The organism is Leekyejoonella antrihumi, assembly GCF_007845645.1.
Lineage (GTDB): Bacteria > Actinomycetota > Actinomycetes > Actinomycetales > Dermatophilaceae > Leekyejoonella > Leekyejoonella antrihumi.
In genome coordinates, this window is the sequence record NZ_VCQV01000020.1 from 70,016 (window position 1) to 82,738 (window position 12,723).

Here is a 12,723-nt window from a genome sequence, read left to right on the forward strand (position 1 = left end):
GCGGCCTGGGCGCTACTGGCTCGCCGTCGTGAGCGCGGGTGGGGTTCTGCGCACGCCGTCCCGCAGGTAGATCGTCCTTCCCTGCATCATGGCCACACGGTGATAGCGACGTGCCAGGACCCGATCCAGCTCAGTCGTATGCGGGGCGCCCGGGTCCGATGTGACGAACCACGTCGGCGCCCGCACACCTCGAAGCGTCGAGGCGAGCAGGGTGTTGTCCGGATCGAGGGTCTCCGCAGGCAGGGCCCACAGGTAAGGGTACGGCGAGCGCAGGCCGGTGGCACGCATGAGCTCGGTATTTCCCCACACCGAGACGACGGTGTCGCCGGGACGGGAGACCTGGCCGATCGCGCCCCCGACCCGTGAAAGTCCTCCGTCGGTGGGCGCCAGCCCACCCACGATCGTCGAGACCACCGCAGACGCCGCCACCAGCCCGGCAACCGCCGCAGCGGGACGCCGATGATGCCCGGCGACGATCCCCACGCCGAGGGCGAGCGGCACGACCAGCTGGACGAGATAGTGCGAAAAGTAGTTCTGGCCCATGGCAACTGACGCGGCCTCGTAGATCAGCGTCACAGCCAGGGCATACGGCACGCACCGTCGAACTCTCGAATCCCTGCCGTCAGAGGGGTTGTCGTGCCGAGCGCGGATCACTGCGAGGGCCAGCAGCGCTGCAGAGAACGCCATACCGTTCAGCAGCACCAGCAGCATCATCGAGTGCTCACGAGCAACTATCGGAGCAGGCGATGATGCTGCCATCACGCGGTCGGCCTCCAACCGGAACCGATACATCGCAAACCACACGCCGGACAGAGAGGTGCCATGCGCAACCGTCCATCGTGCCATCACCAAGATCACTGCGATCGCTCCAGCGGCGAACCCCGCTGCGCACATGGCAATCCGGCGAATGCCAAGGGCGCGGCCGCCCATGACTACGAGGGCACCGGCAAACACCGCCACATCGACCATGTTCTGCTTCACCAGCACGGCCGCCGCGGCGCTCGTACCGGCGACCAGTCCTGCGAGCAGCATCGAACGGCCTGTAGCACTGAGCGATCCACTGACGAGGGCCGCGATGCCGACGGCGATGAACGGTGCCGCGAGCAGCTCACCATCGACCGACAGCGCGCCCGCATGACAGTTGCTCAGCAAGCCGCCGGCGACGATCGCAGCACACGTCGCGGCACGGCGACCGCCCAGACGGTTGGCCGTCCAGCCGACCACACCTACGGTCACCGCGGCAGCGACCGCGCCGATGACTCGCAGCGGCACCGCCCCGCCGAGCACTGCGGCCAACCGGAAGATGGTGATCAACAGCGGCGGGCGGTCGACCCAGAGGTTGCCGTAGAGCGAGGTGCCACCCGCATGCCATTGTCCGGCCACCGTGAGATAACCGGCCTCGTCCGACCCCAGGTTCTCCCCAGCAAGTGCCAGGCGGGCCAGGATGGTCACGATCATGGCCGCTACGACGCCCAGGGGGACGACCAACCGCGACGTCTGCCGGGATTCCGACCCCACCTGACGCGGCACAAGAACCGTCACCATTCGAGGCTAGGGAAAATTCCTGCCAACCACCTGACTGTTCCTTGGGCGCTGTGCGACGTCGACGCACAGGCCCCTGGCAACGCCCTTGACCGGCTGCTGGACCGGGTATCGGCCGCCGCCCGAAATGAGCGCCGGATCATCGTGCAGTCCCCGCCTGCCACGCTGTGACCGGCACTCAGGGTTCGGGCAAGGGAGAAGGCCCGGACTCTGCGAAGAGTCCGGGCCTTCTGTGTCCCGACGTGGGACCGCAGTAGCGGGGGTAGGATTTGAACCTACGACCTCCGGGTTATGAGCCCGGCGAGCTACCGAGCTGCTCCACCCCGCGTCGGTGATCCCTACCCTACGGGATCGATCAGGGCAGACACAAATCGAGGTCCGCGCTACTTGCCGGACGGACTGGCCGTGCTGGAGTTGGACGGCGTCGAAGGCGAGTTCGCATTGCCACCCTCGAGCTTCACGGCGCCCTCGATCGCCTTCTGCAGCTCCGCCTGCGCCCTGCCGTAGGCCGTCCAATCGCCCTTCTTCAAGGCAGCCTGACCGTCCTGGTAGTACTTCTCGACGTCCGCGAGAGCCTGGTCCAGCTCGGCGCTCGTGCCCTTGCTCGAGGACTTACCCGACGACGGAGACGGCGACGGCGTTGGGCTCGAGCCGCCCTTGGGGGTCACTCCGGCATCGCCGGCACTGGCTCCTGAGTTGCCACCGAAGAGGTCGTCGAGCGCGCCATCAAGTGTCGCCCCCCAGGCCAGCTTGTTGCCGAACTCCACGACGACCGCCCGCTCCAACGGGAACGACGTGGCGCCGTTGGCCTTCACATAGATTGGTTCGACATACAGCAGTCCCCCGCCGACGGGCAGCGTGAGCAGGTTGCCGTACTCGATCCGAGCACCCGACTGCGAGTTCAGCGTCAGGAACTGGGCAAGCGTCTGGGGGAACGACGACGACTTCGCGTTCGAGGAGTTGATGTCGTTCTGGAACTGCCCCGGACCCTTGACCGTGGTACTTCGAGGCATCTCCAACACCCGGAACTGGCCATAGTCAGCGGCCTTCTTGCCGGGCGTGGACCCCGGGTCGGAGTCGACCGACATGAAGGCCGCCAGGTTCTGCCGCTGCCCCGTGGGGATGAAGGTCGTGGTCAGCGAGAACGCCGGCTTGGACTGCCCCGGCATCGCCAGCGACAAGTAGTACGGCGGCTGCTGCTCGCCCGAGCTCTTCGTCGGGTCGGCCGGCACCTGCCAGAAGTCGTTACCCTGGAAGAACGAAGCCGGGTCGGTCACGTGGTACTTCGTGAGCAGCTCACGCTGCACCTTGAACAGGTCCTCCGGGTAGCGGATGTGCGACATCAACGCACTGGACATCTTGGACATCGGCTGCACCGTGCCACCGAAGGCGTGCTCCCACGCCTTCAGCACCGGGTCGGTGGGGTCCCACGCATACAGCGTCACCTTCCCGGTGTAGGCATCGACGGTCGCCTTGACCGAGTTGCGGATGTAGTTGACCTGGCCCTGGTTGATGCTGTGCACGTTGGAGGTGCCGGTGGTCAGCGAGTCGGTGGTTGCGGCGCCCAGGGACTGCAGTTCCGAGTAGGGGTAGCGCGCGGAGGTGGTGTATCCATCGACGATCCACTTGACGTCGCCGTTCACGACGACCGGGTAGGGGTCGCCGTCCACCGTCAGCCACGGTGCGACCTTCTTGACCCGATCGATCGGCGTGCGGTCGTAGAGGAGCCTGGACTCTTTGTTGATCACGTCCGAGAAGAGGAAGTTGTACTGCCGGTACTTGATCGCATACGCCAGCTTGCGAGTGAACGAACCAATGGACACGCCGCCCGAGCCGGCGTAGGTGGTCTTCATCTCACCTCCGGTCGCCGAGTCCGGATAGTCGAACTCGCGCTGCGGCCCACTCTTCGGGCCGCCGACGATCGAGTAGGACGATAAGGACTCCCCGAAGTAGATCCGTGGCTGGAACGTGCCGAGCTTGCCGACCGGCGGGATGCCCTGCTCGAAGAAGACCGGCTCACCGGAGTCCGAGCGCTGGTTGCCGTAGGCCGCGACGACGCCGAAACCGTGGGTGTACACGGAGTGATCGTTCACCCAGTTGCGCTGCCCGGCTGGAATACCGTTCAGGTTCAGGCCACGCACGCCGATCACGGTGTCGACGGACTTGCCGCCGATTTGATAGCGATCCACGTCCAGTGCATCGGAGAACTGGTAGTAGTTCACCCGCCCCTGCAGCTGCTGAAAGGTCGGCGACACCACCATGGGGTCGAGCAGCCGGATACCAGGCACCGTCGAGGCGTCCTTGCGCAACTGGCCCTGCGCGGTCTTGGTCGTCGGATTGTAATTGCTGGTCTTGACGTCGGTGAGCCCGTAGGCCTGCCGCGTCGCCGAGATGTTGCGGGAGATGTAGGGCGACTGCAGTGCCTGCTCCGACGGCTTGACCTTGAAGTTCTGCACGATGGCCGGGTAGATTCCGCCGAGCACGATCGCACACACCAGCAGCATCACGACACCGATCAGCGGCAGCCGCCAGGTCCGCGTCCAGATCGTGGCCACGAACAGCACCGCACACAGCACGGCGGCGACGGCGAGGATCTCCTTGGCCGGCAGCACCGCATGCTGACCGGTGTAGTCGATGCCGGTGATCAGGTTCGAGTTGGACGTCGTGAGCGAGTAACGGCTCAGCCAGTACGCCACTGCGCGCACCAGCACGAGAGCGCCGGCGATCAGCGAAAGATGCACTCGTGCAGTGCCGGTCGTGCGCGGGCCGTGCCCCTGCAGGGAGATGCCGCCGTAGATGTAGTGCGTCACCATCGCGGCGATGAAGCCGAGCACGATTGCGAGCGTCAGGAAGCCGACGATGAACTGAAACCACGGCAGCGTGAAGACGTAGAACCCGATGTCCTTGTGGAACTCCGCGTCCTTGGTCCCGAACGGCTGGCGGTTCAACCAGAGCAGAAGCAACTGCCATTGCCCGCTGCACGCCGACCCCGCAAAAAGACCGAAGATCACCGGGACGGCAACGAAACTGACCTTCCGAAACGGCTCCAGGACCTCGCGATAGCGGTCCATGCTGTCGAGCTCGGCCGTGGTCGGCGCGTAGATCGGCCTACGCGCGTAGGCGATCGCCATGCTGGAGTAGACCGAGCCGGCAACGACCAGCCACCCTACGACGAACATCGAGGTCTTGGTGACCAGCTCCGTGCGGAACACCGTGGAGAAACCGACGCTGTCATACCAGAGCTTTTCGGTCCAGAGGTTGGCCCACAGGCTGACCAGCACGATGACGACGATGACCGCAAACACGACCCACAACAGGCGGCGCCGTTGCGCGCGCAGCACGACCGGCATACCTACATGAGGGTGCGGAGGACGGTTCGAACCGTCGCCAGTGTCGTCCGATGAGCTCACGTGTTGCCCGTTCCTCGCGTGGTCAAGTGGCTCCAACCTAACGCCCGACCTTGTGGGTGCGAGCGAGGACCCATCACCATCGCGCAACGACTCGTACGGCAGCATGGTTCCATGCGAACCCCGCTCACCCCTCTGACCGAGTGTGCGATCGACACCGAGCGCCACGTCTCGGCCGCCGGGTGGGACCAGCCTCCCCGGCTCTTCGCGATCGCGGGCAACGCCGGTCTGGTGGAACGCGAACCCGCGCTCGCCGGCCAGCTCAGCGGCACCGACCCCGCCGCGCTGAGCACCATCGAACAGGAAGGCTTTGCCCCGACCTCGTCCCTGGAGTCGTTGCTCGGCAGGCTGGCCTGGCCACCCGAGGTTGACGGCGCCGCCATCGCGATCGAACGGATCGTGGTGCCGCCGGAGGCGGAGCGGGGCCTTCCCGATGACCCACAGAAGGCGACCGAGGTGCTCGCCGCGCACCCGGACCGGCAGGATGTGCGGCTGCTCGTCGCCGTCCTACGCACCGGTGAGTCCATCTGTCTGCTCCGACAGCGCGCCAACGACAGCGACGACAGTGTCGCGGTCGGGGACGACATCGCGCCTGGGCTGGTGCAGGCGCTGAAGGCGACTCTGGCCGACTGATCGGGCCCCGGTCGCCGTTCAGCAGCCGGGCAGTCCGGTCGTCTGGCCCGCAGCGACCTTCTTGACCACCGAGACGGCCTGCCCGAACGAGGAGATCTTGATGACGGTCAGCCCGGCGGGCACGTGCCCCTTGGCCTGGCTGCAGTCGCTGGCCGGTGCGAGGAAGTACTGGGCACCCGCGCTTCTGGCGCCGGCCAACTTCTGGCGGAGACCACCGATGGGGCCGACCACGCCGTCCTCGCTGATCGTGCCGGTGCCGGCGAACTTCTTGCCTCCGGTCAGCGAACCGGGCGTCAGCTTGTCGTAGATGGCCAGCGACAGCATCGTGCCGGCCGATGGGCCGCCGACGTCACCGACGTTCAGGTTCACCTTCGCGGGGAACGTGTAGGACGGGGTGATCCCGATGCCGAAGACGGCCCGGCCGGAATTGTCGGCGGTCGGCACCGACAGCCGGACGTCCTCGCCGTTGCGGCTGACCACCATCGCTACCTTGGCACCTGGTTTCACCTTGCCCATCACCTGAGCGACGGTGTCGAGTCGGTCGATCGCGGTCTTGTTGATACTCACGATCACGTCGCCGACCTTCAAGAGCTTGCCCGACGCCGCGTTGTCGGCGACCATCGCGACCTTGATCACCTCGGGCACCTTCAGCCCGCTGGCCCGCAGCGCGACGACCTTGGCGGTCTGCTGTGCATCGGTCATCTCAGAGGTGTTCTGCTGCTGCACCTGTTTGCCGCTGACACCGGACTGAAACCACATGCTCGCCGGGTCGATCTCGGCGTCGTGATCGAACTTCGCCCCGATCCACTCCATCACCGACACCGGATACTGCGGTCCACCGGCCATCGAGACGGTGGTGAAGTCGAGCGTGCCGCTGGTGGGGTAGGTCTTCGCGCCGGAGATCTGCAGGACCGGCTTGCCGTTGATCTCACCGAAGATGTTCTGCACCGGGCCGGGCCGCAGGATCGCCACCGGCACGTGGATGACATTGAGCAGCGCCACCGCAATCACGATGACGATCCCGACGGCGAGCAGGACGACATTGCGGGGTCGAAGACCTGCCCGACGTGGACCGTGCTGCTGCGCGTCGTCCTCGGCTACGGCAGTCCCACCCATTCATCCGTCCCATCGCTGAAGGCCTGGTGCTTCCAGATCGGCACCTGGTGCTTAAGGGTGTCAATCATTGCTGAACACACTGTGAGTGCGTCACCCCGGTGAGGTGCCGCCGCGGCGACCACGACCGCGAGATCGCCGACCCGCAGCGTACCGATCCGGTGGATCGCGGCGATCGCGGTCACCTCCTCGGTCAGGACCTCGGCGGCCACGCGAGCCAGTTCCTCGACTGCCGTGGGGTGCGCGGTGTAGTCCAGTTGCTGCACGCCAAGGCCCTGGTCCTGCGATCGGACCTGGCCGACGAACAGCGCGATGCCACCAGCGCGGTCGTCACGGACCGCTTGCATGACCTCGTCGACGGACAGCGGTTCGTCACGGATGTCGATCAGCCGAATTCGTGGATCCCGCGGTGTGCTCATCTGCCCATTCTCCTGATCTTCGGCGCCGCCGGCGCCTGCTTGCGGCCAGCGCTCCGACCGCGACTGCGACTCGGGCGACGTGAGATGGTTGATCGCGGCACGTGTCGGCGCGCCGTCTGGCCGGGTCACCGCGATCCGATCGCTGCGCCCTGAGCGAACGCGGCGACCTGTGGAACTCAACGGTGGCTCCTCGTGGTTATCTGGTGGGAGACCGACATCCTCTCATCCACCATTCGTGGCAAGGAGATCATCGTGGCAGACAACGACCCCGCCCAGCCCGACGGGCCCGACGAGCCAGACTTCGGGGAGCTGCTGCGCAACCTGATGGGCGGCAACCTCGCCGACAACCCCCAGCTGGCCGACGCGCTCAAGCAGCTTGGCCTGGAGAACATCGATCCGGCCATGATGCAGATGGTGCAGTCCCAGATTCAGGCCATGATGAGCGCGCCGGCCGACGGTGGTTTCAACGTGGCAATGGCCACCGATGTGGCCCGCAAGGCCGTCGCCGCCGAGGGTGACCAGTCGATCGGCGCAACCACCGCCCGCGACGTCGAGCAGGTGGCGCATGTGGCAAACCTGTGGCTCGATGAGGTCACCGACTTCCCCGCCACCAGCGGCGTCAAGGCGTGGAGTCGTGCCGAGTGGGTCGAGCAGACCATGCCGATGTGGCGTCAGCTGGTGGAACCAGTGGCCCTCGGGGTCGGTGCCGCGATCCAGAAGGCCATGCGCGAGCAGTTGAGCCAGCTCGGCGGAGCAGAGGCCGAGGAGCTCGGCCTGCCGCCCGGCATGGACCCCGCTGCCCTGATGGGGCAGATGGAGCCGATGGTGGCACGGATGAGCAGCGCGATGTTCGGTATGCAGGTCGGCCAGGCCGTTGGGGCACTCGCCGGTGACGTCGTGACCGGCACGGAGATGGGCCTACCTCTCGTCGAGGGCAACCCGGTCGTCGTGCTTCCGCACAATGTGGCGGCCTTCGCGGACGGCCTCAGCGTCGACGCCGGAGAGGTTCACCTCTACCTCGCCGTCCGCGAGTCCGCTCGCGTGCGGCTCTTCCAGGGCGTCCCGTGGCTCGGCCCGGCGCTGATCGCCGCCGTGCAGTCCTACGCCGGAGACATCAGCATCGACACCGAACGCATTGAGGAGGCCATCCGCGACGCGGACACCTCCGACCCCGCCGCCATGCAGTCCGCCCTGCAGGGGTCGATGTTCACGCCGGAGCCCAGCGAGGCCCAGCAGCGTGCGCTCGGACACCTCGAGACACTGCTGGCTCTGGTCGAAGGGTGGGTCGACGTCGTCACCGAACGGGCTGTCGCGGCGCATCTGCCACACGTGTCCGCACTCGCCGAGACAGTGCGTCGCCGCCGGGCGACCAGCGGCCCCGCCGAGCGGGTCTTTGCCTCCCTGGTGGGACTCGAGCTGCGGCCACGGCGGATGCGGGAAGCCGCCGCGCTCTTCTCCGCGCTCGAGGAGGCCAGTGACGCCGCCACCCGCGACGCGTCCTGGAAGCACCCGGACTTCGCACCGACGGGCGCCGATCTGGATGACCCGGCCAGCTATGTCGAGCGCCGCACCTCCGGCGAGCAGACGGTCCCCGAGCGCGACGCGATGGACGATGCGCTGGACCAGCTGCTCGCGCAGGGACGAGCCGAGTTCGACGCCGAGGGCGATGATGGTGGGCCCGACGACACCTCGCGCACAGCGGAGAGGGACTCGGACTCCGATGGCGGCGAGCCCACCTAGTGGCTCGCCCGAATCCGGTCACCCCAACAGGACTCGACCACCGCCGAACGAGTCGCAGCGTTGCCTTTCCGGGCTGCTTGGCTCTGCGGACACGCTCGAGTCCTGTTGGTAGGACGGGTCGCCTGACATGGTGACCCGAGCCACCGCGCCGGAGGGGTTCCGCCGGCTGCATGCCGACGCCCGCGCACTGCTGGCGGACTGGCGCACCCCGGATGCGGCGCAGGAGTCGCTGCGCCGGTCCTACCTGTCCCACCTGGACGCCCGCCCCGAGGCGATGTGGCGCGGCGGACCCGCCGAGCACTTCACCGCCAGCACGTTCGTCTTCGACCACGACCTGCAGCGGGTGCTGCTGGTGCTGCACAAGAAGGCGAAGCTCTGGCTGCAGGTCGGCGGCCACTTCGAGGAGCACGATCGGACCGTGGCCGAGGCCGCGACCCGGGAAGCCGTCGAGGAGTCCGGGCTTGCCTCGTTGCGCGCCCTTCCGCAGATCGTGCACCTCGACCACCACCAGCTCGCCGCCACGTTCGGCCGATGCCGCTCACACCTTGATCTGCGCTTCGCCGCAGTCGCCGACGAAGGAGCGACTCCCGTGGTCTCCCACGAGTCGCACGAGATCGCCTGGTGGCCGGTCGATGCGCTGCCCGAGCCGACCGACCCCGCGCTGCTCAGTGCCCTGCCCCGCGTACGCGACAGGCTGGCCGACCAGACCGCCTGACGACTCGTCACGGTCATCGCGGTCCTACTCCCACCCGGCACCGACGCCCCATTGTCCCCGCCGTTCGGCCCGCGTCGGGCTCACGCCTCGGGCGTGGCCGAATCGGTGTCATCGTCATCCATCGTGGTGCCCGAGCTGAAGGCGGCGCCTTCGAGGAAACCCCGCGCCCGCTCGAGGTGGGGGTAGTCGCGCAGGAGTGACCAGAAGCTCTTGCTGTGATCTGGCTGCAGCAGGTGCGCCAACTCGTGCAGCAGGACGTAGTCGATGACGTAGTCCGGCATGCCCTGCAACCGGTGCGACAGACGAATCGTGCCGTGCAATGGGGTGCACGAGCCCCATCGGCTGTTCTGGTTGGTCACCCACCGCACGGACTGCGGGTGCGCCAGTCCGCCGAGATGGCGCTGCGCCAGGCGCAGCGCACGCCGGTTCAGCTCGTCGTCTCCGAGCGGTCCTCTGGAGGTCTTGGCCTCGATCTTGCGCACCATCTCCTCCACCAGGCGAGATTCCTCCGCCTTGCTGAGGCGGGCGGGCACAAGCACGACGATCCGGTCCCCGTCGCGATATGCGGAGACGGTCCGACGGCGGCGGGCAGACCTGCGGATCTCAACCTGTGCCGTCGTCTCGGGCTGCACCGCGCTCATCCGGGGTGGCCTTGTGAGGTACCTCTCATAGGAAGAACCTACGTCGTTGCACCGACATGCGGGGCAATTCGGCGGGGCCGGTGGACAGATCCCCGTGCTCCCGGACGCAGCTGTGGATAACTTCTCACCCGTCTCCCCGGTCCGTGTCACCGTGGTCTCTCGCGCTCGCCGGAGCCCGGTGACGCAGCCTCTTTGAAGGACCGGCCATGACCCAGACCGCACCGCCCCCCGACATTCCACGACTGCGGGCACGGCGCCGCAACGACCATGAGGTCCAACTCGGGATGGGCGAGCGTCGGGGCACGATCCTGTCCGGACTGAGCGACGAGGAGACCCGCGCGATCACCGAGCTCGGCCCGCTCACCGCGTTCCAGTGGAGCCGGGCAACCAGCACCCGGCCACCATCGGCGCGCTGGGACCACATCGTCGAGCTCCTGGGCCGCGCCGCACACGAGGTCACGCAGCACGCCGGCCGGACCGGCACGGTGATCGTGGCAGGAAGCGGCCCGATCCCCGACGCGCTGGCGGGCGTGCTGACATCCATCGCCGGGCGCGTCATCACCGAGACGCACGAGATCCACCAGCTCGAGCAGGGCGTCGCCGGGCCGGCGCACCAGCCGCTCGACCTGGTCGTGCTGCCCTGCCAGGAAGGGCTCGCGCCGCCCATGTATGCCGGGTGGCAGCGCCTGCGCATACCTCACCTGCCCGTGGTCGTCGAGGCAACACAGGTGATGATCGGCCCTCTCGTGCGGCCCGGAACGCACGGTCCATGCCTGCGCTGCCTCGACCGGCACCGCACGGCTCGCGACCCGCACTGGCCCGACCTCGTGACGCAGCTGGACAGTGCCGGCCCGCTGCCGGGCGAGGTCACCACAGCGCCGGACCTGGTGGCGATGACTGCCGGACTGGTCGGCCTGACCACACGTGGTCTGCTGGCCGGCCGGCCACTTCCCGCCGGGACGTGCCTGTCGGTCGCAAGCCCCCGCCCGCAGGTGCAGTACCACGTGTGGACGCCGCACCCGGAGTGTGCCTGCATGCGGGCCGACCGGTCCGACACCCGCGGGGCAGTCTCGCGTGCCTGACCTCGCGGGAGACAATGGACTCATGAGTCGAACCCACGAAGGCGCAGTATGAGTGATCTGCCGCGCAGAGCGGTCTCGCGGACCGCACGACTGGCCACCTTGCCCCTGGGCTACGGGGCCCGGGCGGCGCTGGGGCTCGGCAAGCGCGTCGGTGGGCGCCCCGCCGAAGTGGTGGCGGCCGAGCTGCAGGCACAGACCGCCGCGCACCTGTTCCGAGTGCTGGGCACTCTCAAGGGTGGGGCGATGAAGTTCGGCCAGTCACTGTCGATGCTCGAGGCGGCTGTGCCGGAAGAGCTGGCGGGTCCCTACCGGGCAACGTTGACCCGGCTGCAGGACTCTGCACCCGCGATGCCGGTGGCCACCGTCCACAAGATTCTGGCCGAGGAGCTGGGGGTCGACTGGCGGGACCGTTTCGTCTCCTTCACCGACAAGCCGGCCGCGGCAGCCTCGATCGGTCAGGTGCACCGCGCCGTGTGGGAGAACGGCCAGGAGGTTGCTGTCAAGGTGCAGTACCCGGGCGCCGGCGAGGCGCTCATGTCCGACCTGAACCAGCTGGCGATCGTCGCCCGGTTGACGACCGGGTGGGTTCCCGGCCTGGACATCGGCCCGATCCTCGACGAGCTGAAGGGCCGGATGGCCGAAGAGGTCGACTACGACCTGGAGTCGGCCATGCAGGAGCAGTTCGCGCAGGCCTACGCCGACGACCCCGCATACCTCCTGCCGCAAGTGGTCGCGTCCTCCCAGCACGTCATCATCGGTCAATGGGTCGAGGGGATCCCGCTGTCCAAGATCATCTCCGAGGGCACCCAGGAGCAACGCAACGTCGCGGCCGCCCGCTACCTCGAGTTCCTCATCGGTGGGCCGGAACGCTCCGGCCTGCTGCATGCCGACCCCCACCCGGGCAACTTCCGCCTGCTGTCGGACGGGCGACTCGGCGTGCTCGACTTCGGCGCGGTCAACCGGCTGCCCGACGGCCTACCGCCCGAGCTCGGCCAGCTGGTGACCCTCGCGATGCAGGGTGACGCCGAGGGAGTGCTGGACGGCTTGCGCGACGAGGGGTTCGTCAAGTCCAGGATCAGCATCGACGCGGACGAGCTGCTCGACTACCTCAAGGTCTTCCTCACGCCGCTGGCGAGTAGCGAGTTCACCTTCTCCCGAGAGTGGATTCGCGGAATCTTCAACTACATCAACGATCCTCGCAGCACACAGTTTCGGGTAGGCCTGCGCCTCAACCTGCCGCCACGCTACCTGCTGATTCACCGCACCTGGCTAGGTGGCATCGCCGTGCTCTGTCAGATCGGCGGCACGGTGCCCGCCCGCGAGATCTTCGACCGGTGCGTGCCCGGCACCGAGCTGCCACCGGTGCGCTGACAGCGCCCTCACAAGCGTTGAAACCCCTGCTGCGACGGTTGTTCCAAACATGACAAAGCC

At 67.5% G+C, this 12,723-nt stretch carries 10 protein-coding genes and 1 tRNA gene; 5 read left to right on the top strand and 6 right to left on the bottom strand.

Translation table 11 applies throughout. From position 1 onward, the window contains the following. Positions 1-12 precede the first annotated feature (12 nt). From FGL98_RS14405 to FGL98_RS14415, 3 genes are all read right to left on the bottom strand, one after another. Positions 13-1,542 (bottom strand): hypothetical protein, encoded by a 1,530-nt coding sequence (locus FGL98_RS14405; protein WP_146317616.1) that lies wholly within the window; start codon positions 1,540-1,542, stop codon positions 13-15. Between the two features lie 254 nt (positions 1,543-1,796). After that, positions 1,797-1,870 (bottom strand) — tRNA-Met (locus FGL98_RS14410). Between the two features lie 55 nt (positions 1,871-1,925). After that, positions 1,926-4,892: a UPF0182 family membrane protein gene (locus tag FGL98_RS14415; protein ID WP_146317618.1), complete on the bottom strand. Its 2,967-nt coding sequence runs from the start codon at positions 4,890-4,892 to the stop codon at positions 1,926-1,928. Between the two features lie 171 nt (positions 4,893-5,063). Between FGL98_RS14415 and FGL98_RS14420 the strand changes: the two genes are divergently transcribed. Further along, entirely contained in the window at positions 5,064-5,582 is a 519-nt protein-coding gene (locus tag FGL98_RS14420; RefSeq protein ID WP_146317621.1) for a PPA1309 family protein, read from the top strand. Between the two features lie 18 nt (positions 5,583-5,600). On the opposite strand, the gene FGL98_RS14425 is transcribed toward FGL98_RS14420, so the two are convergent. Together FGL98_RS14425 and FGL98_RS14430 are read right to left on the bottom strand one after the other, a co-directional pair. After that, positions 5,601-6,698 carry a YlbL family protein gene (locus FGL98_RS14425; protein ID WP_146317623.1) on the bottom strand — a complete coding sequence of 366 codons (1,098 nt, stop codon included), beginning with the start codon at positions 6,696-6,698 and terminating at the stop codon, positions 5,601-5,603. Beyond that, the gene (locus tag FGL98_RS14430; protein WP_146317625.1) at positions 6,680-7,114 is read right to left on the bottom strand and encodes a molybdenum cofactor biosynthesis protein MoaE; all 435 of its coding nucleotides are present in this window, start codon (positions 7,112-7,114) and stop codon (positions 6,680-6,682) included. Before FGL98_RS14430 ends, FGL98_RS14425 begins: the two co-directional genes overlap by 19 nt. A 252-nt stretch (positions 7,115-7,366) precedes the next feature. Between FGL98_RS14430 and FGL98_RS14435 the strand changes: the two genes are divergently transcribed. Continuing rightward, entirely contained in the window at positions 7,367-8,854 is a 1,488-nt protein-coding gene (locus FGL98_RS14435) for a zinc-dependent metalloprotease (RefSeq protein WP_246136554.1), read from the top strand. A 127-nt stretch (positions 8,855-8,981) separates the two neighbouring features. Then, complete coding sequence (locus FGL98_RS14440; RefSeq protein WP_146317627.1) at positions 8,982-9,569, top strand: NUDIX hydrolase; 588 nt, start codon at positions 8,982-8,984, stop codon at positions 9,567-9,569. A gap of 80 nt (positions 9,570-9,649) precedes the next feature. On the opposite strand, the gene FGL98_RS14445 is transcribed toward FGL98_RS14440, so the two are convergent. Then, on the bottom strand, positions 9,650-10,210 hold the full coding sequence (locus tag FGL98_RS14445; RefSeq protein ID WP_146317630.1) for a M48 metallopeptidase family protein: 561 nt from the start codon (positions 10,208-10,210) through the stop codon (positions 9,650-9,652). Between the two features lie 206 nt (positions 10,211-10,416). Between FGL98_RS14445 and FGL98_RS14450 the strand changes: the two genes are divergently transcribed. Then, positions 10,417-11,292, top strand: coding sequence for a TOMM precursor leader peptide-binding protein (locus FGL98_RS14450; RefSeq protein WP_146317632.1), 876 nt, complete (start codon positions 10,417-10,419; stop codon positions 11,290-11,292). A gap of 48 nt (positions 11,293-11,340) precedes the next feature. Further along, complete coding sequence (locus FGL98_RS14455) at positions 11,341-12,663, top strand: ABC1 kinase family protein (protein WP_146317634.1); 1,323 nt, start codon at positions 11,341-11,343, stop codon at positions 12,661-12,663. Positions 12,664-12,723: the final 60 nt, after the last annotated feature.